The sequence below is a fragment of the Paracoccus marcusii genome, from assembly GCF_028621715.1.
GTDB classification, from domain to species: domain Bacteria; phylum Pseudomonadota; class Alphaproteobacteria; order Rhodobacterales; family Rhodobacteraceae; genus Paracoccus; species Paracoccus marcusii.
In genome coordinates this window covers 914,930-938,162 of record NZ_CP117466.1, presented here as the reverse complement: position 1 = coordinate 938,162, position 23,233 = coordinate 914,930, and the positions used below count along the sequence as shown (strand labels likewise).

Below are 23,233 nucleotides of genomic sequence, written 5' to 3'. Positions count from 1 at the left end.
ATGCTGGACTGGCTGCGGGATCTGGGATCATTCTGGGGCGCCATCTTCGAACGGATGGACAAGACCCACATGACGCTGATCGCGGCGGGCGTCGCGTTCTATGCGATGTTCGCGGTGTTTCCCGGACTGGCCGCGATCATCGCGCTGTGGAGCCTGTGGTTCGACCCGATGGTCGTCCTGACCTATCTGGACGTCGCGCATGAATTCCTGCCGGACGGCGCGTCCGACATCGTCGACGACCAGGTGACCACGCTGACGCAGAATGGCCAGACCTCGGTCGGGTGGACGTCGTTCGTGTCGTTCATGATCGCCACCGTCGCGGCGCGGGCGGGGGTGGACGCCCTGATCCGCGGTTTGAACGCCGCCTATGGGGTGCGGGCGCATTCGACGATCTTCGGCTTCGTGCTGGCCTATGCGCTGACGTTGGTGATCGTCGGGATCTCCCTTGCAGGGCTGGCGACGATCGTCGTGGTGCCGGTGCTGCTGAACTTCCTGGTCTTTGCGCCCGTGCGGGCATCGTTGCTGACGGTGCTGCCTTGGGCGGGGATGTTCCTGCTGGTGATCGTGACCATCGGGGTGCTGTATCGCTATGGTCCCAACGTCAAGACGCCGCGGACGCCGATCTTCACCTGGGGGGCGCTGTTCGCGGCCGTGCTGTGGTCGGCGGGGTCGATCGCCTTTTCCGCCTATCTGGGCAGCTTTAACAGCTACAACCGCATCTACGGATCGATCGGGACCGTGGTGGCACTGTTGATGTGGTTCTATCTGGCGGGGTTCTCGGTGCTGTTGGGTGCGCTGATCAATGTCGAACTGGCGCGGCGTCGCCGGATGCGGGCGGCACGCGAGGCACGGCGCGGCTTTGACGAACTGCTGGCAGAGAAGGCAAAGTGAAAGGGGCGCCCGGTCCGGGGCGCCCCTGTTCTTATCCTCAGGCGTTCAGGCCCTCGGTCGAGGCAAAGAACATCGCCTGGCTGACCGCCGAACGCACCTGCTCCTCGCTGTAGGGCTTGGAGATCAGGAAGGCCGGCTCCGGTCGGTCGCCCGTCAGCAAGCGTTCCGGGAAGGCGGTGATGAAGATCACAGGGATGTCGCCCATGCTGCCCAGCAGCTCGTTGACGGCATCGACGCCCGACGATCCGTCGGCCAGCTGGATGTCGGCCAGGATCAGGTCGGGACGGTGCTTGCCGGCCAGTTCGATCGCGGCGGTGTGGGTGCGGGCGACGCCGGTGACGTCATGGCCCATCGCCTGGACGATGCCCTTCAGGTCCATCGCGATGATCATCTCATCCTCGATGACCATGACCTTGCCGCGCAGCGCCTGGCCCATCTCGTTCAGCGCGATCTGGACCAGTTCCTCCGCCTCGGCGGCCTCGATCTGCATCACGCGGGCGATCTGGTCGGCGCGCAGCTCCTCGATCGTGCGCAGCAACAGGGCCTCGCGCGAATTCGGCGTCAGGCCGCGCAGATGGCCTTGGGCCCGGCGTTCACGTTCGGACATCTCGGCATCGTCCACCGGCTGGCCCGAGCTTTGCCAGATCACGTGGAACGTCTTGAACAGCGCGATGCGCAGGTCGTCTTCGCCGTCCAGAACGCTGCGATCGGTCAGGATCGCCTCCAGCGTGGCGGCTGCATAATTGTCGCCGGCGCGCTGGCTGCCGGTCAGGGCGCGCGCATAGCGACGCAGAAACGGAAGCTCGCGCCCGATGGATTGGGCCAGATCGGCAACAGTCATTACACAGTCCTCTTAAATCGCGTATTGCAGGGAACCAACTGAACCCCCTATCGGTTGCATGCTGTGCGCACAAGTTTGTCGGGACTGACACGAATATGACACCAAAGCGAGACGACCGCAGGAGAGCGGCTGTGGAAAAACAGATCGATGAGAACCTGAAACGCGTCTATGAGCAGGATGCAACTGACCAGATCCCCGATCGGTTTCTGGAACTGCTGAAGAAGTTGAAGGAACAGGAATGATCCGTTTCCCGGCCCGGCGTTCCTCGATCCCCAAGCTTTCCGGTGTTTCATTTCCATGACCAATTCCCCTTCGGTTCATCCGCGCGACCAGCTGGTCGACCACCTGCCCGCATTGCGGGCCTTTGCGCTGTCGCTGACCCGCGAGGGGGCGTCGGCCGATGATCTGGTGCAGGACACCATCGTCAAGGCGTGGACGAACATGGACAAGTTCCAGGCCGGAACGAACCTGCGGGCCTGGCTGTTCACCATCCTGCGCAACACGTTCTATTCGTCGCGCCGCAAGACCAAGCGCGAGGTCAGCGACAGCGACGGCATCCATGCCGCCCGCCAGGCGACGCGGCCCGACCATGACGGGCGTCTTGCCCTTCGCGACTTCCGTGCGGCCTTCGACAAGCTGCCCGACGAACAGCGCGAGGCACTGATCCTGGTCGGCGCATCAGGCTTTTCCTACGAGGAAGCGGCCGAGATGACCAAGGTCGCCGTCGGCACGGTCAAGTCGCGCGCCAATCGCGGGCGCCGCAAGCTGGCTGAACTGCTGCACCTGGAACAGGGTGAGGAGTTGAGCATGACCGACCAGGCGACCTTGGCCGTCATGGCGCAGAACAACTACAGTTCTCGCTGAGGCGGGCGGTGTGCTGAGGCGGATCACCCAACGGATGGAATTTACGCGGCGTCTCGGGTTTCGGCTCGGGGCGCTGTTGTCCATCGCGATCCTTCCGATCGGCCTGATCTCTCTTGTCCAGAACCTGCACCTGTCGCGCGAGGCGGAACGCAGCGCCGAAATCGCGCTGCTGGGCCGGACCGCATCGGCCGCCGCCGGAGAGCGGGCTCTGCTGCAAAGCGCATTGGGGGCCGCCGACGCCCTGGGCCCCGCGATCCTGGAAAGCGCGGGCCAGCCCGGCATGTGTTCGGATCTGCTGCGCAATTTCGTGCAGCGCAGCGGTACCTATCGCCATGCGGCCTTCGTGCCGGTGGATGGGCGCGTCGAATGCAGTTCCGCCGGGCCGGACGACCCGCAGCTGGACCTGTCGAACAGCGACATGGTCCGCGAGTTCATGCAGAACCCGATGACCGCGGTGACCGCCATGGCCCAGGGGCCGGTCAGCCGGGAACCCGTCGTGGTCGTGCTGCAGCCCCTGTATCGCGACCGCGAATTTCTGGGCCTGACCGCCCTGTCCCTGACGCAGGAGCTGCTGCGTTCGACCCACGCGATGGATTTCGGGACCGAAGGCGCGCGTATCCTGACCTTCAACAATTCCGGCCGCGTGCTGATCGCGGATACCAGCCAAGGCGACGACCCGGCCCAGCTGCTGCCCCGCGACGTGCCCCTGGTCAGTTTGCCCGGACAGGGAGAAGCGACCTTCCGCACCCGCGCCAACAGCGGAGAGATGCGCGTCTTCACCGTCGTCCCGGTGGTCCCCGGCCTGGTCTATGCCCTTGGCAGCTGGAGCCCCAGCATCGCCGGCGTCGGTTTGTTCCAGCTGTCGCGCTTTGGCGCGGTCATGCTGCCGGTGGCGCTGTGGGTGGTATCGCTGGCGGTCGCCTATTTCGCGGTGTTCCGACTGGTCCTGCGTCACATCACCGTCCTGCGCGGACAGATGCGTCGTTTCGCCATCGGCAATCGCGACAGCCCGCCCCCGGTCCTGGCCGATGCGCCGACCGAGATCGCAGATGTCAGCCAGACCTTTCACAACATGGCCCGCATCCTGATCCGCGACGAAGAGGCGATGGAGCAGGCCGTCGCCGAAAAGACCGTCCTCCTCAAGGAGGTCCATCACCGGGTCAAGAACAACCTTCAGTTGATCGCCTCGATCATCAATATGCAAAGCCGCCTGATCGACGACCGGGACGCCAAGCGCGTGCTGCGCTCGGTCCAGGACCGGGTGGCGGCGCTGGCCACGATCTATCGCAACCTGTATCAGGCCGAACAATTGGATCAGGTCTATGCCGACCGGCTGATCACCGACATCATCGCCCAGCTGACCACCGCATCGGCCAGCGCGGGCCGTCACCTGCAGGTGCAGACCGACATCCAGCCGCTGACGATGCTGCCCGACCAGGCGGTGCCGCTGACCCTGCTGACGACCGAAGCCTTCACCAACGCCATGAAATACGCGGGCAATCCGGCGGATGGCGGCGATCCGTGGGTGCGCGTGTCGTTGACCTCTCCCACGCCGGGGCAGGGCCTTCTGGAGGTGGTGAACTCCACCGGCCCGGACGAGGCCGCGGGCGGCACCGGCCTGGGCAGCCAGCTGATCGAGGCGTTCTCGATGCAGCTGGAGGGCGATGTCACCACCAATTCCCAGCCCGGCGCCTATCGCCTGGCGCTGACCTTCCGGCTTGGCCAGGCCGGTTCCGCGGGCGGTAACAGCCCGCGACAGGTCGTCCTGACATCGGCGGCGCGGGCCGGATCGCGGCATTAGCGCCGCGCCTGCGTGCAATTCTGCGTGGCCCGCTCGCGCCATGCTTGCACCGCAGGCCGTCAGGCTTATCTTCGGCGCATGGAACGCGAACAAACATATGATCTGTCGACCGGCGAAGGGCTGATTGCCTGCCCGCTCTGCGACGCCCTGCATATCCAGGAGGATCTGGATGTCGGAGAGACCGCGCGCTGCATCCGTTGCGGCACGGTCCTGGCCAAGCCGCGCGACGGCGCGTTCGCGCAGCTGATCGCGCTGGCCTTCACCTCGATGGTGCTGCTGGTGGGGGCGGTGTTCTTTCCCTTCCTGGAGGTGTCGGCGATGGGCTTCGGCAATGCCAGCTCGCTGTTCGACGTGGCGCTGGCCTTTGCCGACGGGGTTCTGCTGCCGCTGGTCTTGGCGGTTCTGGCGATGATCATCGGCCTGCCGATCCTGCGGGCGTTCCTGCTGCTCTATACGCTGGTCCCGCTGGCGCAGGGGCGTCCGCCGCATCGCCATGCCGCCGTCGCCTTCCGCTGGTCCGAACTGCTGCGCCCCTGGTCCATGGCCGAGATCTTTGTCATCGGCACCGCGGTCGCGCTGATCAAGGTCGCAGGTCTTGCCACCGTCCATCTGGGCCCGGCCTTCTGGGCATTCTGCGCGCTGATCTTCGTGAACCTCGCCAGCCGTGCCTTCATGTGCCAGACCTCGATCTGGGACGCGATCGAGGATGCCGGCATGAAAACCGAGTATCAGGCCAAGACCCCCGCCCCCCTGACCGCCCCCGGCGACGCATGAGCGCGCCTGCCGGACAGTTCGATGCCCCCGTCCTGACCGCGCATCGCGCCGGTCTGTCGGGGTGCCACCGTTGCGGCCGGGTCTGGCCCCAGGATCAGGCCCGCTGTCACCGCTGCGGCGCGCATCTGGTCGCGCCCGACCGGCGCGGCCTGCAGAAGGTCTGGGCGTGGTGGCTGGCCGGGCTGATCGCCTATATCCCCGCCAACGTCTTCCCGATGATGAGCACCCAGACCTTCGCGGGCCTTGCCGGCAACTCCGAGGCGACGATCCTGGGCGGCGTGGTCGAGCTGATGCATTACGGCAATTACGACATCGCGCTGATCGTCTTTGTGGCCTCGGTCATCGTGCCGGTGGGCAAGTTCCTGGCCATCGCCTGGCTGGCCGTCGTCGCGGGCCGCCCGGCCAGCGTGGACCAGGCCCATTCGCGGCTGAAGGTCTATGAGGTCGTCGAATTCATCGGTCGCTGGTCGATGATCGACGTCTTTGTCGTGGCCATCCTGTCGGCGCTGGTGCAGCTGGGCTTCGTCGCCTCGATCCGGCCGGGACCGGCCGCGGTGTCCTTTGCGCTGTCGGTTGCCTTCACGATGCTTTCTGCGCAAAGCTTTGACGCACGATTGATCTGGCGCGGCCTGCCCTTGCGCACCCGCCGCGAACCCTGACCACCTGCATTTTCAGTACGAACGCCCAAGGATCACGACCTCATGACGGACACACCCCCGCCCCTGACGCCGGCCAGCCCGGTGCGCAAGACGGCCGCCCGCGCGGCCCAGGCCGGTATCAACGTCATCTGGATCGTGCCCATCGTGGCGCTGATCGTGACGCTTGGCATCGCCTGGAACGCGTTCCGCGACCGGGGCAGCGTGATCGAGATCGAATTCGCAGACGCCACCGGCATCACGCCCGGAGAGACCACCCTGCGCTTTCGCGAGATCACCGTGGGCGGGGTCGAGGGGGTCAAGTTCACCGACGATCTGTCGCGGGTCGTGGTGTCGGTCCGCGTGGACACCGACGTGGCGCAGTTCATCGATGCCGACGCGTCCTTCTGGATCGTCCGCCCGCAGGTCAGCGCCCAGGGGGTCACCCGTCTGGACACGGTCCTCAGTGGCGCCTTCATCGAGGGTTACTGGGACGCCGAGGTGTCCGAGCCGGCCGCACGTTTCACCGGACTGGACCGCCCGCCGCTGATCCGCAACGATCAGCCCGGCACTTGGGTCACCCTGTCGATGGAGACCGCCGACGGCCTGTCCGAAGGCGCCCCGGTCCTGTTCCGCGGTGTGCAAGTTGGTCGGCTGGAGAACATCCGCGTGGATTCCGGCACCGACCGCGTCATCGTGGACGCCTTTGTCGAGGCGCCCCATGACGCGCGGCTGACCAGCGCGACCGTCTTCTGGGACACGTCCGGCTTCTCGGTCTCGCTTGGGACGCAGGGGGTGGCGCTGAACGTCAATTCGCTGTCGTCGCTCCTGCAGGGCGGCGTGGCCTTCGAGACCTTCGTCAGCGGCGGCACGCCCATCGAACCCGGACAGGAATTCGCCGTTCAGCCGGACGAGGGCACCGCCCGCACCGCCCGGTTCGAGGATGACGACACCCGCCTGCTGCGCGTGGGGATCCTGATCGACGACAGCGTCGAGGGCCTGTCCACCGGCGCCGATGTCCAGTTCCAGGGCCTGCGCGTCGGTCGCGTGACCGACCTGGCCGTCAGCCTGTCCGAGGATGAGCAGGGCAACACTGTGCCGCGCCAGCTGGTCAGCATGGTGATCTCTCCGCGGCGGATGGGCCTGCCGGACGGATCGACCGCCGACGACGCGCTGGCCCTGCTGACCGAGGAGGTCGGCGACGGCCTGCGCGCGCGTGTGGCCAGCGCCGGGTTCCTGGGCACCACCCTGATGGTCGAACTGGTCGACATGCCCGATGCGGCCCCGGCGACGATCGACCTGGAAACGGGTCCGAATCCGCTGATCCCGTCGGTGCCCGGCGATCTGGACGATTTCACCGCCAGCGCCCAGGGGCTGGTCAACCGCATCGGCAACCTGCCCATCGAGGAGCTGCTGACCTCGGCCCGCGACACGCTGGACGGGATCACCGCGCTGGCGACCTCGCAGGATACCCGTGCGATCCCCGGTGCGCTGCGCGAGGCGATTGAGGGGGGCAGCGTTGCCCTGGCCGACATCAGCGCCATCACGGGCGATCTGCGGCAGGCCGAAAGCGGCCAGACCCTGGCCCGGATGCTGGACGAGGCCTCCGCCGCCTTCACCGCCGTGTCCGAGGCCGCCGTGGGCGTCCCCGAGATGGTCGAACAGATCGACAGCGCCGCAGCCTCGGTCGAGGAGTTCGGCTTTGCCGAGATCAGCCTGCAGGCCGAGGGAATCCTGGCCGACCTGCGCGCCATGCTGGGCAGCGAAGATGCCGAACAGCTGCCGCGCAACCTGTCCAACGTGCTGGAATCGGCCACCGGCCTGCTGGACGACCTGCGCGACGGCAACGCCGTAGGCAGCCTGAACAGCGCGCTGGACAGCGCCAGCCAGGCCGCCGACCAGATCGCGGCCTCGGTCCAGCAGCTGCCCGACCTGCTGCAGCGCCTGCAGGTCACCGCGGCGCGGGCCGACACGCTGTTCGCCAGCTATGGCGACCGGTCGGCCTTTAACAACGAACTGATCGGGGCGCTGCGCGAGCTGCGGCGTGCCACCTCCTCCATCGGTTCGGTCGCCCGGCTGATCGAACGCAACCCCCGCGCCTTCATTCTGGGACGATAGACATGATGCTGCCCCACTGCGCCCTGCGCCTGCCTGCCCTGCCCATCGCCGTCCTGATCGGGGCGTCCCTGCTGGGCGCCTGTTCCAATCCGGAAAAGACCGGGCGTTTCCTGATCGACCCGCCGGTGGCCGGGGTCCAGGTGCCCAACCGCCTTGGCACCGCGGAACTCAAGGACGTGTCCCTGCCCGAATACGCCGCCGACCAGGAGGTCGCGTTCCAGACCGGCGACGGGGCGGTGCGGTCCAATTCGGACAACCTGTGGGCGGACGACCCGGCCCGGTCCTTCACCACGACGCTGGCCCGCGCGATCAGCGACGTGTCGGGCGCCACCGTCATCAGCGAGCCCTGGCCCCTGGCCCAGCCCCCGGCCCGCGTGCTGGAGGTGCGCGTCGAACGCGCCCTGGCGCAGGCCGACACCACCTATCGCCTGTCGGGGCGGTATTTCGTGTCCGACGACGGCCTGTCGGGGGGCGGCACGAACCACGCGCGCAGCTTTGACATCCGCGTTCCGATGACCGCGCAGGGGCCGGCCGCGACGGCGGCCGCAGCCAGCCAGGCGATCTCGATCCTGGCGCAGCAGATCGCGACGCTGTCGGGGCCGGGGGCGACCATCGCCACCACGCGTCCGGCCGCGTCCGATCCGTTCGACCTGCCGCCGTTGTTCTGAAAAAGATCGGCGGAAGGCCGCCCCAGACGGCCTTCCGCCGATCCACCCGCAGGACGGGCACCAATACCACCACACCGCTCACGACAGACGGCCCTGCAGGTATCCCTTCCGGCGCGGATCAGGCGCCGGATGTCTCGGTGGGCCCGTGGCCCAGCACCCGGATGATGACCGGCAGAACGAAATGGTCAAAGCAGGTGCGGTCCGGGTTGAAGGCGCCGGGCCGCCCGACGCCGCCGCATTCCTCGCAATCCTCAAGCGTGCCCCAACAGTTCGGACAGGCGCCAAGCGCGCAGGCCAGCATCTCCGCGTGATCGATCAACAGCTCGTTCTCGCGCTCCAGCCGCTGCAGCGCGGCCCAACTGGGCCGGTCGGCGGTGCCGGTGGTCTGCATCCGCGCCATCGCCCGCCCGACCGACGCGCCGGGCGCCGGGTCCGCGCCCAGCATCCGCAGGGCGGCCAGCATGTCCTGGAATTCCGCGGTGTCCTTGTCCTTCATCGCCTGTCCCCCGTGCGGACGATCCGTTCGTCCTGTGCATCGTGATTCGCATGCCGCCGTGAAAGCGGCGTGAAAGGATCAGTCCCGCGGCGGGTCGGTCGGCAGGACCGGCACGGGGACGTCTGTCGCCCCCTGCACCAGCCGGATGATCGCCGCGCGGCTGTCGGGCCGCGCCCCGTCGGCCAGGTGTCCGGCCAGCCAGCGTGTCGCCTGAGGGGCCGCCATCGAGCTGCCGCTCATCACGGCAAAGCTGCCGCTGGTGCGGCCGCGCACGATCATGCCGGGCCGGGCCTGCGACCGGTCCACGCAGGCCAAGAGATCACCGCCCTGCGCCACCCCGATCAACGACGCATAGGCCAGCCCCCGCCCGCTCCGGTCCACCGCGCCCACCCGCAGGCTGTGCCGCCCCGTCGCATAGGCGTTCACCGTGTCCGCCCGCTGCACCCGCGCGGGGCCAGCGGCCCGCGGGTCCAGCAGGACGGGAAACCCCCGGGCGTCCATGTCGGCATAGGCGGGCTGGGACAGCCAGCTTTGCCGCGCCTCTCGCGGGAAACCGCGCAGGACGTCGTCACGCTGGACCGATACCGCGTGATCGCCGTCCCCCTGCACCAGCGTCAGCCCCCACCGGCCGGGCGGCGCCCAGCTGTCGCCCGCGGCCGCGGGGCAGGTCGGCGCCATGATCAGCGTCATGCATTCGCGCCAGCCGTCGGGATGCGGCATCACCCGATAGAACGCCCGCCCCAGATCGCGCCCCCGCCCGTCGCGCAGCGTGCTGGACTGGGCGGGGGCGCAAAAGCGGGTCCGGGCCTCGGTCCCGCCGGGTGGCGTCAGCCCGATCCGCATGGGCCAGTCCGGTCGCGAGGGACGGACCGGCCCCCAGATCTCCAGCGGGGTCTGGGTCGCGTCGTCGGGCGGCAGTTGCCATCCGATCCTGCCCTGGGGACGCAGGGTCGCGCGCAGGCGCGCCATGCGATGATTGCCGGTCGGCAACACCGCATGCACCGGCCCCAGTCCGGTGGACGCATGGGTCGCCAGCGCATCCAAGAAACGTTCCAGCAGGCCCGTGCCGTCGCGCGGCCCCGCCGTCAGCCCCAGACTGAGGTTCAGCACCACGGGCAGGCGCACGCTGTCCACGGGCAGGCCATGCGCGGCCTCGACCTGGCGACACAGCATCCGGGCGCGGGTGATGACGAAGACGATGGCGGCCAGCAGCGGGTCCTGGGCCAGCGTGGCCGAGGTGTCCGCGATCACCCCGGGGGCCAGCGTCACCCCGATCACCGGATGATTGCGGGCACGCGGATCGTTCGGTGCAAAGCCCGCGGCCAACAGCGCCACCGCCGCGCCGTGACCCGCGGCAAAGGCCGCGCTGTGCGTCGTGCGGCGGTCCATCGCCACGACCCCGGCCCTGCGATAGACCGCATCCTCGGCCGCGATCGCACCCGATTCCAGTCCCGCCAGCCAGCCGCCGATCCTGTCGCCCCGCAGCTCGATTCCCCATGACAGGTCGCGGCCCGGACCGTCGGGATCGACGCGGGCATCCTGGACCCACAGCGACGCCACCCGCGACAGCGCCCCCGGCAGGCGCAGGTGCTGATGTGCGAACGGAATGGCATCGTCGATGACGGCGATGATGCAGCCACGGTCCGGGTCCGGCAGCGCGCCCGCAGCCATCAGCGGACCGGCGCCCGCAGGGGCCGGGTCACGGTTCACCGCGTCCGGGGGCAGGACCGCGGATGGCAGGAACCAGGACCGATCCATCCGCCCGAACGCCTGCGCCATCAGCGCGGGAAGGTCGGGCGCGGATGTGGGCGGGGGGACTCGGTGTCGCTGGCACCACTCCACCAGCGCGGGCGACAGCCCCGCCGGGGCGGCACCCGGGGTGGTCCATATGGCTCTCAGCTCCACTGGTCCGCCCGTTCGTCCCGGGCGCGCGCGACCAGCGTGGCCCATAACGGTGCGGGGCGCGGGGTCAGTGCAGGTCCCCTGAGCCTTGTGGCGGGATCGGCGTCGTTCAGAATTTCGGTCAGAATGCCATAGTGGAAATCGCGCACGGCCCCGCCGTCGTGATAAAGCCGCCCGTCGAACTGCGCACCGTGGGCGGTCGCGGCCGGATCGGCGCGGGCCAGCATGTAATGCGCCAGCTGCATCCCCAGCACCGCCCCCGCGGCGCTGTCGGCGGGGAAATGCACTCCGGCCACCGTCCGGTTCACCGCGATTCGACAGGCCAGTCGGAACAGCGGGTCGTCGGCCCGCAGCGGCGCCCGTGGGTCGTCCAGCCGCGTCAGCAGCGTGGCCAGGCAAAAGGCCTGGGTCGCATGGCCACTGGGCAGGGTAGGATGGCTGGGACAGGCGATCATCGGCTGGATCAGGTCGCTGAATTGCGTGGGGCGCGGGCATGCCAACGCAAGCTTGAGACGCATGACCGCGGCGGTGGTCAGGTCCAGCGCACGGGCCAGCATCTCCAGCGTGGCGGGGTTCCGCGACGCCTCCAGGGGGCGGATCGCGGCAAAGAACGGCATCAGGCCGTGGGTCTGGACCTCGATCTCGGGGGCGCGGTCGGGGCGCAGTTCGGCGTAATGCCCGACCATCGCCGCAGCCTCGCGGAACTGCACCAGATCGGGCCGGTCGATCCGCACCAGCGAGGCGCAGGTTCCGTCCGCCTGGCGGCACAGCAGGCTGGCGGATGATGCACCGGCGACCCCGTCATCGGCCGACAGGGGCAGATCCTCGGACAGTTCCGCCAACAGGATTGCGGCGCGGTGGTCCGGGTCCAGCCGCGCCAGCCGCGCACCCGGCGCCAGCATGGCGGGGGAACCGCCCCGGCCCTGCGGATCCTCGGTCCCCGCGATCGCATCGCGCGTGCGCATCAGGGCAAGGGACAAAAGCGCCCCCTGGCCGTCCGGTATGTCGTCGGACTTGGCATGCTTGGCATGTTTGGCGTGGAACAGGGACATGATGCACCAGGGAAAACAGGAACGGGTGACCTGATTAATCTATCACACGAAGCCGTGATTGGATAACCTTTTGCAAATCGCCCTTTGGGACAACGCCATGGACCGTCTGACCCTGCACCTGATCGGTCCGGTCGAGATGACCGGCCCGGGCGACCGCCGTCTGACGCCGCGGGGCATGCGGGCCCGGGGGGCGCTGGCGGTACTGGGCACGGCCCGGGGCCTGCGCGTCACGCGGGCGCGGCTGCAGGACCTGCTGTTCAGTGACCGCGACCCCGATCACGGCAATGCCAGCCTGCGCCAGCTGCTGAGAGAGATCCGCCAGGGCCTTGGCCCCGCCCGCGACGCGCTGGTCACGGGGCCGGGCTGGGTCGGGCTGGACCCCGACTGGGTGCAGGTGGATCTGGCCGCCCGCCCTGGTCCAGACGGCCAGGTGCCCGAATTCGCGGCCGACCTGGACATCCCCGACCCCGAGTTCGAGGACTGGCTGCGCGATGCGCGCCAGACCGCGGCCGCCCGTACGCCCCAGGTCGCCACGGCGGATGCGCTGCCCGACCTGCTGCTGTCCGATCCGGTGTCCATCGGGCAGGACGCGATGGTGCTTGCCACGATGATCCTGTCCGAGGCCGCGGGCAGGGCCGCAGACCTGCTGCCCATCGCGGTCCTATCGCCGGGGGCTGCGCCGCGGGGGGCCTATGTGCGGGTATCGTCGATGGCGAACGTGCAGGGCGGCGTCTTCAGCCTGCTGGTGCGGCTGATCCACCAGCCGTCGGGCCGGGTGATGTGGTCACAGCGGCTGACGGCGCCGCTGGCCGGCCTGGATGGACAGCTGGACGACCTGGCCGCGCGCTGCTGCCTGGGGATGCTGCAGGTGCTGGACCAGGGGCGGGCGCTTGGGGCGGCGATGGGAATCTCGTTCGCGGACGTGTTCAGCTTTTCCGCGTCCCGTTTGGCGCACGCCGATCAGGTCCTGGCGCAGCTGGGCGACAGCATCACCCCGGCGGTGACCTTGTCGCTGCGCGCCTGGATCCGCACGACCCACGCCTTTGAACGCCTGACCCCCGATCCCCGCCAGGCCATCGCCGAGGCGGCAGAGCTTGCCGCCCGCGCCCGTCGGGCCGCGCCCTTCCACGCCACCGCCCTGGCCGTGCAATCGGTGGTCGAGGCCTATCTGGACCGCGACCAGATCGCCTTCGACCTGTCGCGCCAGGCCGTACTGGCCGATCCGGGCAACCCCCTGGCGCGGCTGGCCCATTCCCGCGCGCTGACCGGTGTCGACCGCTTTGCCGATTCCGCGGCGCAGGCGCGGGCCGGGCTGGACCAGGCGCTGTCCAGTCTGAACCCCGCCAATTGGCACTTGGGAATCGGGGTGGCGATGATGCGCGCGGGCGATCTGTCCGCCGCCACCCGCCACCTGGAGGCCGTGCACCGCTTTGCCCCCGACAACCGCCCTGCCCTGCGCTTCCTGGCCGCCCTGCGGTACGCGCAGCGCGACGAGGAAGGCACCGTTCGCGCCCTGCTGGCCCTGCGCAGGCTGGAGCCGGATTTCAGCCTGGACCTGATGGGCAGCGACGGATACCCGGTGGACAGCCTGCGCAGGCTGGGCCTGCTGCAGGTCGCGGGATCACGGCTGATCTAGCGCAGCGCGGCCAGCAGCGCGCCGTGCAGGCGCGAGCCCGCCACGATCAGCCCGTCCACCTGCGCGGCCTCGCTGTTGAACCGCATCGGCTGGCCCCGCCGGTCGGTCACGCGCGCGCCCGCGCGTTCCGCGATCAGCGCCCCGGCGGCGATGTCCCATTCCCACGCCGCGCGCAGCGACAGCGCCGCGTCGAACCGTCCCTCGGCCGCAAGGCACAGCCGCCACGCCAGCGAAGACCGGAACTCGCGCCGGAATCCGGGCATGCCGCTGTGCCAGTTCGGCGCATCGGCCACCGCGCGATAGGTCAGCACCCGTGCGCCCTCGATCGCTGCATCGGTCGGGGCGATGGGGGCGCCGTTCAGCGTGGCGGGGCCGTCGACATGGGCGGCATAGGTCAGGTCCAGCACCGGCAGGTGGACGACCGCGGCCACGATCCGGTCGCCCCGTGCCACGGCCAGCGAATGGGAAAACCCGTCCTGCCCGTCGATGAAGGCGCGGGTGCCGTCGATCGGGTCGATGATGAAGCAATGTTCGGCGTCAAGGCGGGCGGGGTCGGCCTCGGATTCCTCGGACAGCCAGCCGTAATCGGGGCGCGCGGCGGTCAGGGTCGCGTGCAGGGCGTCGTTGACCGCCAGGTCGGCCTCGGTCACCGGGCCCGCGCCGCCGCCCTTGTCCCAGGCCTGCGGATCGCGCCGCCAGAACCGCAGGGCGATCCGCCCCGCGTCCCGCGCGGCGGCGGTCAGCAGGTCCAGGTCGGCCTCAGCCCCCGGCAACGGTCATGCCCCGGACCAGCAGGCTGGGCACCTCGGTTCCGCGCCACGGCAGGGCGTCGTCGGCGGCCTCCAGCGTCATCAGCATGTCGCGCAGGTTGCCCGCGATGGTGCATTCGTTCACCGGCCAGGCGATGCGGCCGTCCTGAACCCAGAACCCGGCCGCGCCGCGGGAATAATCGCCCGTGGTGCCATTCACCGACGCCCCCAGCATCGACGTCACGATCAGGCCGGTGCCCATCCGTTCGATCAGGTCCTGGCGGCTGACGCGCCCCGGCGTCAGGATGACGTTGCTGTGGCTGGGGGACGGGCTGGAGGCCAGCCCCCGCGCCGCCGATGCGGTGCTGTCCATGCCCAGCTTGCGCGCCGTGGCCAGGTCCAGCGTCCAGCCCTGCAGCACGCCGTCGGCCACGATCATCCGCGCCCGTGTGGGCAGTCCCTCGGCATCGAAGGGGCGCGACGAGGGATAGCGCGGGCGCAGCGGGTCCTCGGCCAGGTCCATCCCGGCGGGCAGGACGGGTTGGCCCAGGTCGCGCCGCAGCCAGCTGGCCCCGCGCGCGATGGACGACCCGTTCACCGCCGACAGCAGATGGCCGATCAGCGAGGCCGACACGCGGCGGTCATAAAGGATGGGATAGGCGCCCGTCGGCGGCTTGCGCCCGCCTGCGCGGGCCAGCGTGCGTTCCGCGGCCAGGGCGCCGATCTCCTCGGGGGTGGGCAGGTCGGCGGCGAAGGTGCGGGATTCGCCCGCATAATCGCGCTCCATTCGCAGCCCCTCGCCGGTGATCGCCACGACCGACAGCGAATGCCCGGTTCGGGCATAGCCGCCCGAAAACCCGTTCGACGCGGCCAGCCACATGCGCCGCTGGCTGTAGCTGGCATTGGCCGCCTCGACCTGAGAGATCCCCGCCACGTCCAGCGCCGCGGCCTCGGCGCGCTGTGCCAGGTCCTGCAGGTGCTGGGGTTCGGGTTCCGGCGCGTCCTCGGCCAGTTCCAGGCCGACGGCGTCGCGATGGCGCGCCAGCTGGCCGGGATCGGCAAGGCCCAGATGATCGTCCACCGGCGCCTCGCGCGCCATGGCGACGGCGCGGGCGGCCATCTCGACGATGGCGGCGTCGCGGTGGTCGGACGACGACACCGCCGCCTGGCGCCCGCCCACCAGCACGCGCAGCCCGATCTCCAGCCCTTCGGCGCGTTCGGCCTGTTCCAGCGCGCGGGCCCGCATGTCGATGCTGACGGACCGCCCGTCGACGGCCAGCGCGTCGGCCTGGTCGGCCCCGGCACGGCGCGCGGCATCGATCAGCGCCTCGGACAGGCGCTGAAGGCGAAGGGGGTCGGCGGCGTCGGTCATGCGGGCCTCACAGGCGAAAGGATCAGGCCGGGACGGATGCCCCGGCCCGCTGTCAAGGGATGCGGATCACTGGATCTGCTGGCCGTTGGCAAAGATCGCGCCACCCTCGCGGAACTCGATCTCGGTCTGCAGCTGGTCGGGGTTGCCCTCGACCGGGCGGGCGAACATCGCCATCATCATGCGCGGACCCATCAGCTGCTCCTGCGGCACGACGCCCATCGCGACCAGCGTGTCCAGCAGGCCGTTGATGCCGCCGAACGTGCCCTCGATCTTGCCCAGGGGCTGGCTGGGATCCTCGCCGAAGGTCAGCGCACCGGACAGGTCGGCGGTGGCGCCCACGGCGTCCAGGGCCAGTTCCTTGATGGTCAGGCTGCGCGGCTGCAGAGGCATGGGCGCGGCGCCGTCCGGACCCGGCTCCACCGGCTGCGGAAAGTCGGGATCCATGAAGTTCTGCGTCAGCAGCGCCGTCCCTTCCACGTCGATGGTCAGGCTGGCCGGATCGCGCGGCAGCGCCGCCTCGGGGTCCAGCGCCTGCCAGATCGCGTCGTCCAGCGTCAGCCCGTCCAGGACATAGGTCAACGCAAAGGGCTGCTCCTGATCGGATGCCACGATCGGCATGGCCAGCCGGAACCGGTTCTCCGCCGCGCCATAGGCGATCGGGAAGGGCATGTCCGTGGCGGTCAGGTTGGTCGTCATGTCGGTCAGCCCGCCTTCATAGGACAGGCCGTCCTTGGAGATGCCGACGGCCAGCGTGCCGCTTGCCGCCTGGAAGCTGCCTTCGGAATCGTTGCGGCTGCCATCCGCGGTCAGGGTGCTGGCAGTGAAGCTGCCGCTGGTCGCGCCCATCGCAAAGCTGCCCTTGCCACCAAAGCCCGCCTGCAGCGCCTGCGTGGGCTGGCTGCCAAAGTTGAGCTCGCCCGCAGGGCTGGTGCCGTCGCCCTGCATGGTCAGGTCGGCGATGGTGATCGTGGCCTGGAAATCGTCCGTCTCTGCGGTGGCCGCCGGGGCGTCGGGCGCCTCGGATGCCTCCGGCGCGTCGGTGGCGTCGGGCGCGGTTTCGGTTTCAGGCGCATCTGTGGCGGCAAGCGACGGCCCCGAGGCGGTGATCTGCGCCTCCAGCGCATCGGCGCGACCCTCGAAGGTCTGGGTGCTGGCGCCGTCGGCGGCGGTGGTGACGGTCTGGCTGCCGGTGACGCCGGTCAGCGTGGCGGTCAGCGGAACCTCGTTCCGGTCGTCCAGCGCGCGGCCCGACATGGTTAGCGTGGGCATGGTCACGTCATGGGTCAGCGCCTCGGGCGTGCCCGAGCTGATCGTCTCGTTGCCGGGGGCGTCCATGGTCATCGAAAAGCCCACGGCCTCGTCGTCGCCCTCGGGCACGGCGCTGCTCTCCAGCGTCATCTGGCCGCCCACGACCGACCGCACGGTGCCGTCGCCGACCGCGGTCAGCACGATTTCGGGCAGGGTCAGGACCATGTCCGGGGCATCGGCCTCTCCGTCGACGGTCAGGACCACGTCGGTCAGGGTGATCGCCTCGTCCGAGGCATCCTCGGACCCGACCTGGACCGCATAGCCCATCTGTTCATAGCTGTCCTGCAGGCTCTGCCAGACTTCGGCGGGGGTGACGTCTGCAAGGGCCGGGCCCGCGCCCAGGATCAGCGCAAGCGCCGAGGTTGCAAGGGGACGGTTCATGGCGGATACCTTTCGCAAACCTGAAATCGGGGGGATTCCTGACACAGTGCCGCCGAAAGGGAAAGGGAACAAGTCGTGATCCGCAGCCACCACCGGGACGGCCTGTCCCTGCTGACGATCGACCGCCCCGACAAGGCGAACGCCCTGACCGTCGGCATGCTGCGCGACCTGCGCGCGGGTGTGGCGCAGGCCCTGGACAGCGGCGCGCGGGCGCTGATCCTGACCGGGGCGGGCCGGGTCTTTTCGGCCGGCGCGGACCTGGACCAGGCCCGCGCCGGCCTGGCCACGGCCCACGAATGGGAGGATCTGTCCGCCGCGCTGGCCGCCCTGCCCTGCCTGACCGTCGCCGCGCTGAACGGGTCGCTGGCCGGGGGCGCCTTCGGCATGGCGCTGGCCTGCGACATCCGCCTGGCGGTGCCCGATGCAAGGTTCTTCTATCCGGTGATGCGGCTGGGCTTTCTGCCGCAGCCAAGCGACCCGGCGCGCCTGGTGGCGCTGGTGGGGCCCGCGCGGGCGCGGATGATCCTGATGGCCGGCGCCCGGATCGACGCGCCCGAGGCGCTGGCCTGGGGCCTGGTCGACCGCATCCTGCCTGCGCCCGACCTGATGGACGCCGCGCGCGCCCTGGCCACCGATGCCCTGGCCGCCGACCCCGCCCATGTCGCCACGATCAAGGCGATGACGCGGCCTTCGCGCGCTTGATCGCGGTCCCCGGACCCGTCATGGAACGAAGTTCCCCGCCCGCCGTTGCGCCAGCAGGGCTTGTTCCGCGGTGCTGCGGCCTGCCGCATCTTTGTCCTTTTCTGCCACCGCCCCGCTTGCGGATCGCATTGCCAGATCGCAGGTAACGTCCAAGAACCTATGGAGATTTCCCGTGCGCACGCTTGTCCTGACCGCCGCCCTTGCCCTGACCACCGCCCTGCCCGCCGCGGCCGACACGATCCGCGTCGGCATGTCCGGCGGCTATTTCCCCTTCACCTTCACCCGTGCGGATGAACTGCAGGGCTTCGAGGTGGATTTCCTGAACGCCATCGCCGAAGAGACCGGCGACGAGGTCGAATTCGTCACGATGTCCTTTTCGGGCCTGATCGGCGCGCTGGAATCGAACCGCATCGACACCATCGCCAACCAGATCACCATCACCCCCGAACGCGAGGCGGCATTCGCCTTTACCCAGCCCTATGTCTATGACGGCGCCCAGATCGTCACGCGCGAGGGCAACCCGGCCGCGATCGAGGGGCCGGACAGCCTGGACGGCAAGACGGTCGCGGTGAACCTGGGGTCGAACTTCGAACAGCTGCTGCGCGAACTGCCCAATGCCGACCAGATCGACATCCGCACCTATGAAAGCAACATCGAACAGGACACGGCGCTGGGCCGGGTCGACGCCTTCGTCATGGACCGCGTGTCCTCGGCCCAGGTGATCGCGCAGAGCCCGCTGCCGCTGGAACTGGCCGGAGAGCCCTTCTCGGAGATCAGGAACGCCCTGCCCTTCCGCAACGACGAGGCCGGTCAGGCGCTGCGCGACCGCGTTGACGCGGCCATCACCACCCTGAAGGAGAACGGCACCCTGGCCGAGATCTCTCAGAAATGGCTGGATGCCGACGTGACGCAGCCCGTGTCGCAGTAACATGCGGCCTCTGGACACCGCCTACATGTGGGACCTGGTCCCGGTCATCGCGGGCTATGTGCCGCTGACGCTGTTCATGGCGATCGTCGCGATGGTGGCGGCACTGACCCTGGGGTCGGCGCTGGCCATCGTGCGCGTGCTGCGCGTGCCGGTCCTGGACCGCATCGTGGCGGTGTTCATCAGCTTCTTCCGCGGCACGCCGCTGCTGGTGCAGCTGTTCCTGTTCTATTTCGGCCTGCCCCAGATCGTGCCTGCGATGACCGGCATCGACGGCGTCACCGCCGCGATCATCGGCCTGACGCTGCATTTCTCGGCCTATATGGCCGAGAGCATCCGTGGCGCCATCCTGGGCGTCGACCGCAGCCAGTGGGAGGCCGCAGCCTCCATCGGCATGACCCAGGGACAGCTTCTGCGCCGGATCATCCTGCCCCAGGCCGCGCGGACCGCGGCGCCGACGCTGATGAACTATTTTATCGACATGATCAAAAGCACCTCGCTGGCCTTCACCCTGGGGGTGACCGAGATGATGGGCGCCGCCCAGAAGGAGGCCGCAGGCAGCTTTCTGTACCTGGAGGCGTTCCTGGTGGTCGCGCTGTTCTATTGGGTGATCGTCGAAACCTTGTCGGTCGGCCAGCGCCGGCTGGAATCCAGCCTTGGAAAGGCCGTCGCGCGATGAGCTGTCAGATCGAGATCACCGGACTGGTCAAGCGCTTTGGCGACAACACGGTCCTGGACGGCATCGACCTGTGCCTGGAGCCGGGCGAACGCGTGGCGATCATCGGGCCGTCCGGAACTGGGAAATCGACCCTGCTGCGTTGCCTGAACTGGCTGGACACGCCCGATCAGGGCACGATCCGCATGGGCGACGTGACGGTCGATGCCACACGCGCGACCAAGGCGCAGATCCTGGGCCTGCGGCGGCGGACGGGGTTCGTGTTCCAGAACTATGCATTGTTCGCCAACAAGACCGCCCGCGGCAACATCACCGAAGGGCTGACCACCGTGCGCGGATGGCCCGCCGACAAGGCGCGGGCGCGGGCGGATGACATTCTGGCCCAGATCGGCTTGGCGGATCGGGGCGACAGCTATCCGGCGGCCATGTCCGGCGGTCAGCAGCAGCGCGTCGGCATCGGTCGCGCAATGGCCCTGGACGCGGACCTGATGCTGTTCGACGAACCGACCAGCGCGTTGGATCCCGAATGGGTGGGCGAGGTTCTGGACCTGATCCGCCGCATCGCCGACGGACGCCAGACCATGCTGATCGTGACCCATGAAATGCAGTTTGCCCGCGAAATCGCGGACAGGGTGGTCTTCATGGAAGGTGGGCGGATCGTGGAACAGGGGCCGCCTGCGCAGATCTTCGGCAATCCGCAGGACGACCGCACACGGGCCTTCCTGCGTCGCGTGGGCTGATTACAACCCTGCTACCTGGAAATAGGCCTGCGTGCTGCGGTCATCGCTGAAGCCGATGCCGCTGGCGATGATGCAGCTGGTCTGATCATCGCGCGGCGCGACCAGTGTCCATGTCCCCAGCTGATCGGACCCCCACAGCTGCGTGCCTTGCACGCCAGTCATGTCGACGGGATGTTCCGCGAAATCCTGTTCCAGCGTCGCGGCGATTTCCGCATCATCGGCGCAATAGGGCTGGTCGTCGACGGCCATTTCCGACACCGGCATGGTCTGGATGTCCTCCAGCAGGGCGGCAGGCTCGATGCCCTGCATCGCGCTCCAGCCCTGAACCGGCTGGTTGGGGCTGGCCGACAACGCCGGCGTGACGCTGAGCAGCGCCACGACGCCGGCGCAGCCAAGGCGGGTGATGCTGTCTGCACGGGTCATGATGATAGCCTTTCTTGCGAATTCCCCAACAAAACGCGGGTTTGTTCGCAAGAGTTCCGTCGGCCCGTCTTACGCCCAGCTGCGCGCCAGTGCCAGGCGGGCCTCCAGCCCCTGCGGCGCGCGGTGGAATTCCAGCCGTCCGCCATGCTGCGCGGCGATGGTCGACACGATGGCCAGGCCCAGCCCGACGCCGCTGGCGGTGCCGGCATTTTCTCCGCGCTGAAAGGCCCCGGTCAGGCGCGCCAGGTCGTCCTCGGTCAGGACCGAGCCGCGGTCGGTGACCGAGATCCAGGCCTCGTCCGCGTCGCCGCCGGTCAGCACCTGCGCCTCGCGCCCGTATTTCAACGCGTTGTCGATGAGGTTGGACAACGCGCGGCGCAGCGCGGTGGGCTGGCCGCGCATCAGCAGGGCGTGGCTGTCCACCGTCGGACGGCTGGTGGTTCGTGAAAACAGCGTGCCGGCGCGGGCAGGAGGCAGCGATGACTGGCGCAGCGTCACGGGCAGGCCCACGTCCTGGTAATCGGCCACGACCGCCTCGGCCAGGGATGTCAGGGACAGCTGGCGGAACGGTTCGGCCCCGATCTCGGCGCGGGTATAGGTCAGGACGCCGTCGATCATCGTCGTCATCTCGTCGATGTCGCGGTCCAGGCGGTCGCGCAGGGCGGCATCCTCGATCATCGCGCTGCGCAGGCGCAGGCGGGTGGCGGGGGTGCCCAGGTCGTGGCTGACCCCCGACAGGACCAGGGCCCGGTTCTCCAGCGCGGCGCGGTCCTGGGCGACATAGGCGTTCACGGCCTCGGCGGTCTGGCGTAGCTCGATCACGCCGCCGACGGGCAGGGCGGCGGTGCGGGCGCGGTGATCGCGCAGCGCGGCCGCAAAGGCGGTGAACGCCCCCGCGACCCCCGCCACCCAGCCCAGCAGCAGGGCCAGCGCCCCCAGGGCCAGCGCGCCAGCCAGAAGGCGGCGGTCGGGCGGCGCGGCTTGGCAGCCCCAGACGGGCGCACCGTCCACGCGGATCCATGGGCCGGTGTCCTGCTGCACGAACAGCCGCGGCTCGCTGCAGAACCGTGCCAGGGTGCGGGTGATCGAGGCCAGGCCCGCGGCCTGGCTGCCGCCGCCGACGGATTGCACCTCGGCCGCGGGATAGGTCAGGTCGGGCGACTGGATGCGCACCGACAGCCGCGCGCCCTGCGACAGGTCGGGCCTGCCGCCGCCGGTCAGGGTGATCACCGTCTGCCGCCAGCCGGGCGGCAGGTCGGGCGCGGCGCGCAGCTGGACTTGGGACAGGCCCTGGGGCAGGGCGCTGCCCGCCTCCAGGCTGTCGGCCAGCGCCAGACCGGCGATATAGGCGCGGTTCAGATGCGCGTCCCAGGCCGCGTCGCTGGCGGTCCACAGCCAGACCGACCCGCCGCCCGCCAGCATCGCCAGCACGACCCACAGGCTTGCCACCACCCGCAGCGACAGGCGGTCAGTCAGCGTCACGCGCGACCTCGGCCGACAGCACATAGCCCAGCCCGCGTTCGGTCCGGATCAGCGCCGGGTCGGTCTTCTGGCGCAGGCGGCCGACCAGCATGTCGATCGCGCGCCCCTCGGCCGCCTCGTCGTCGTCCAGCGCGGCGGCGATCTCGTCGCGGGTCAGGGGGATCAGCGGATTGGCCAGGAACACCCGCAGCAGCGCGGTTTCGCGCGACGACAGGCTGACCTGCCAGCCGCCGGGGGCGGTCACCTCGTCGCGCCGCGCGTCATAGCGCCAGCCCGCGAACCGCAGCACGCTGTCGCGCTTGCGGTGCGACAGGCTGGGCGCGCGGCCCGCGCGGCGCAGCACCGCCCGGATGCGCGCCAGCAGCAGGTCGGGGTTGAAGGGCTTGGCGATATAGTCGTCCGCACCGACCTCGTAGCCGGCCATGCGCTGGTGGTCGGCGGACAGGGCGCTGACCATGATGATGGGCACGTCCTGCGCCTCGCGGATCTCGGCGCAGATCGCCACGCCGTCGTCATCGCCCAGGGACACGTCCAGCAGGATCAGGTCCACCCGGCCGCCGCGCAGCGCGGCCAGTGCGGTCGCGCGGCTGTCGGCGCGCGTCACGTGCAGGCCGTGGCGCTGCAGATAGGCGGCCAGCATGGCGGCCATGTCTGCGTCATCCTCGACCAGCAGAAGGCGGTGCAGGCTCATCAACGGTCCTCCGATCCGTGATCTAGCATCGCAGGGAGGGGTTACGTAACAGTTTGTAACGTAACGCTGCGAAAACTGCCGGGCGCATGGCTGCACTGCGTTGCGG

At 69.4% G+C, this 23,233-nt stretch carries 23 protein-coding genes; 13 read left to right on the top strand and 10 right to left on the bottom strand.

What is annotated here, in order from left to right; translation table 11 throughout:
• Positions 1-891 carry a YihY/virulence factor BrkB family protein gene (locus tag PRL19_RS04535; protein ID WP_232303326.1) on the top strand — a complete coding sequence of 297 codons (891 nt, stop codon included), beginning with the start codon at positions 1-3 and terminating at the stop codon, positions 889-891.
• Between the two features lie 37 nt (positions 892-928).
• Here PRL19_RS04535 and PRL19_RS04530 read toward each other — a convergent pair whose 3' ends face one another.
• Positions 929-1,732: a response regulator gene (locus PRL19_RS04530; protein ID WP_045981908.1), complete on the bottom strand. Its 804-nt coding sequence runs from the start codon at positions 1,730-1,732 to the stop codon at positions 929-931.
• Between the two features lie 131 nt (positions 1,733-1,863).
• Between PRL19_RS04530 and PRL19_RS04525 the strand changes: the two genes are divergently transcribed.
• The 7 genes from PRL19_RS04525 to PRL19_RS04495 all read left to right on the top strand — a co-directional run bounded on the left by PRL19_RS04525 (position 1,864) and on the right by PRL19_RS04495 (position 8,592).
• Positions 1,864-1,974 carry a NepR family anti-sigma factor gene (locus PRL19_RS04525; RefSeq protein ID WP_231558891.1) on the top strand — a complete coding sequence of 37 codons (111 nt, stop codon included), beginning with the start codon at positions 1,864-1,866 and terminating at the stop codon, positions 1,972-1,974.
• A gap of 55 nt (positions 1,975-2,029) precedes the next feature.
• The gene (locus PRL19_RS04520) at positions 2,030-2,596 is read left to right on the top strand and encodes an RNA polymerase sigma factor (protein ID WP_045981909.1); all 567 of its coding nucleotides are present in this window, start codon (positions 2,030-2,032) and stop codon (positions 2,594-2,596) included.
• 76 nt (positions 2,597-2,672) lie between these two features.
• Complete coding sequence (locus tag PRL19_RS04515; RefSeq protein WP_273744027.1) at positions 2,673-4,397, top strand: sensor histidine kinase; 1,725 nt, start codon at positions 2,673-2,675, stop codon at positions 4,395-4,397.
• A 78-nt stretch (positions 4,398-4,475) separates the two neighbouring features.
• Positions 4,476-5,171: a paraquat-inducible protein A gene (locus tag PRL19_RS04510; protein ID WP_273744026.1), complete on the top strand. Its 696-nt coding sequence runs from the start codon at positions 4,476-4,478 to the stop codon at positions 5,169-5,171.
• Positions 5,168-5,830, top strand: a complete 663-nt coding sequence (locus PRL19_RS04505) for a paraquat-inducible protein A (protein WP_273744025.1) — start codon at positions 5,168-5,170, stop codon at positions 5,828-5,830. The genes PRL19_RS04510 and PRL19_RS04505 overlap by 4 nt, the downstream gene beginning before the upstream one ends.
• Before the next feature lie 42 nt (positions 5,831-5,872).
• Positions 5,873-7,924, top strand: a complete 2,052-nt coding sequence (locus tag PRL19_RS04500) for a PqiB family protein (protein WP_273744024.1) — start codon at positions 5,873-5,875, stop codon at positions 7,922-7,924.
• Between the two features lie 2 nt (positions 7,925-7,926).
• The gene (locus PRL19_RS04495; protein WP_273744022.1) at positions 7,927-8,592 is read left to right on the top strand and encodes a PqiC family protein; all 666 of its coding nucleotides are present in this window, start codon (positions 7,927-7,929) and stop codon (positions 8,590-8,592) included.
• A gap of 118 nt (positions 8,593-8,710) precedes the next feature.
• Here PRL19_RS04495 and PRL19_RS04490 read toward each other — a convergent pair whose 3' ends face one another.
• The 3 genes from PRL19_RS04490 to PRL19_RS04480 form a co-directional block, all read right to left on the bottom strand.
• A complete protein-coding gene (locus tag PRL19_RS04490) occupies positions 8,711-9,088 on the bottom strand; it encodes a hypothetical protein (RefSeq protein WP_045981913.1) in 378 nt (125 codons plus the stop codon).
• A gap of 78 nt (positions 9,089-9,166) precedes the next feature.
• Positions 9,167-10,846, bottom strand: coding sequence for a S8/S53 family peptidase (locus tag PRL19_RS04485; protein ID WP_273744021.1), 1,680 nt, complete (start codon positions 10,844-10,846; stop codon positions 9,167-9,169).
• 137 nt (positions 10,847-10,983) lie between these two features.
• A complete protein-coding gene (locus PRL19_RS04480) occupies positions 10,984-12,042 on the bottom strand; it encodes a phosphatase PAP2 family protein (RefSeq protein WP_273744020.1) in 1,059 nt (352 codons plus the stop codon).
• A gap of 97 nt (positions 12,043-12,139) precedes the next feature.
• Between PRL19_RS04480 and PRL19_RS04475 the strand changes: the two genes are divergently transcribed.
• Positions 12,140-13,678, top strand: coding sequence for an AfsR/SARP family transcriptional regulator (locus tag PRL19_RS04475; protein WP_273744019.1), 1,539 nt, complete (start codon positions 12,140-12,142; stop codon positions 13,676-13,678).
• On the opposite strand, the gene PRL19_RS04470 is transcribed toward PRL19_RS04475, so the two are convergent.
• The 3 genes from PRL19_RS04470 to PRL19_RS04460 all read right to left on the bottom strand — a co-directional run bounded on the left by PRL19_RS04470 (position 13,675) and on the right by PRL19_RS04460 (position 17,488).
• On the bottom strand, positions 13,675-14,451 hold the full coding sequence (locus PRL19_RS04470; protein WP_273744018.1) for a 3'(2'),5'-bisphosphate nucleotidase CysQ: 777 nt from the start codon (positions 14,449-14,451) through the stop codon (positions 13,675-13,677). The two genes, PRL19_RS04475 and PRL19_RS04470, sit on opposite strands and share 4 nt — an antisense overlap.
• On the bottom strand, positions 14,438-15,799 hold the full coding sequence (locus PRL19_RS04465) for a TldD/PmbA family protein (RefSeq protein WP_273744017.1): 1,362 nt from the start codon (positions 15,797-15,799) through the stop codon (positions 14,438-14,440). Before PRL19_RS04465 ends, PRL19_RS04470 begins: the two co-directional genes overlap by 14 nt.
• Positions 15,800-15,865: 66 nt before the next feature.
• Positions 15,866-17,488 carry a hypothetical protein gene (locus tag PRL19_RS04460; protein WP_273744016.1) on the bottom strand — a complete coding sequence of 541 codons (1,623 nt, stop codon included), beginning with the start codon at positions 17,486-17,488 and terminating at the stop codon, positions 15,866-15,868.
• 75 nt (positions 17,489-17,563) lie between these two features.
• On the opposite strand from PRL19_RS04460, the gene PRL19_RS04455 reads away from it, so the two are divergent.
• From PRL19_RS04455 to PRL19_RS04440, 4 genes are all read left to right on the top strand, one after another.
• Positions 17,564-18,190, top strand: coding sequence for an enoyl-CoA hydratase/isomerase family protein (locus tag PRL19_RS04455; RefSeq protein WP_273744015.1), 627 nt, complete (start codon positions 17,564-17,566; stop codon positions 18,188-18,190).
• Between the two features lie 172 nt (positions 18,191-18,362).
• Positions 18,363-19,118 carry an amino acid ABC transporter substrate-binding protein gene (locus PRL19_RS04450; protein WP_045981919.1) on the top strand — a complete coding sequence of 252 codons (756 nt, stop codon included), beginning with the start codon at positions 18,363-18,365 and terminating at the stop codon, positions 19,116-19,118.
• Between the two features lies 1 nt (position 19,119).
• Entirely contained in the window at positions 19,120-19,794 is a 675-nt protein-coding gene (locus PRL19_RS04445) for an amino acid ABC transporter permease (protein WP_045981920.1), read from the top strand.
• Positions 19,791-20,531 carry an amino acid ABC transporter ATP-binding protein gene (locus PRL19_RS04440; RefSeq protein ID WP_273744014.1) on the top strand — a complete coding sequence of 247 codons (741 nt, stop codon included), beginning with the start codon at positions 19,791-19,793 and terminating at the stop codon, positions 20,529-20,531. Before PRL19_RS04445 ends, PRL19_RS04440 begins: the two co-directional genes overlap by 4 nt.
• Here PRL19_RS04440 and PRL19_RS04435 read toward each other — a convergent pair whose 3' ends face one another.
• The 3 genes from PRL19_RS04435 to PRL19_RS04425 all read right to left on the bottom strand — a co-directional run bounded on the left by PRL19_RS04435 (position 20,532) and on the right by PRL19_RS04425 (position 23,127).
• Positions 20,532-20,954 (bottom strand): hypothetical protein, encoded by a 423-nt coding sequence (locus tag PRL19_RS04435; RefSeq protein WP_273744013.1) that lies wholly within the window; start codon positions 20,952-20,954, stop codon positions 20,532-20,534. It abuts the gene before it with no gap.
• Between the two features lie 69 nt (positions 20,955-21,023).
• Entirely contained in the window at positions 21,024-22,436 is a 1,413-nt protein-coding gene (locus tag PRL19_RS04430) for an ATP-binding protein (RefSeq protein ID WP_194885976.1), read from the bottom strand.
• Positions 22,423-23,127 carry a response regulator transcription factor gene (locus tag PRL19_RS04425; protein WP_045981924.1) on the bottom strand — a complete coding sequence of 235 codons (705 nt, stop codon included), beginning with the start codon at positions 23,125-23,127 and terminating at the stop codon, positions 22,423-22,425. The genes PRL19_RS04430 and PRL19_RS04425 overlap by 14 nt, the downstream gene beginning before the upstream one ends.
• Positions 23,128-23,233 lie beyond the last annotated feature (106 nt).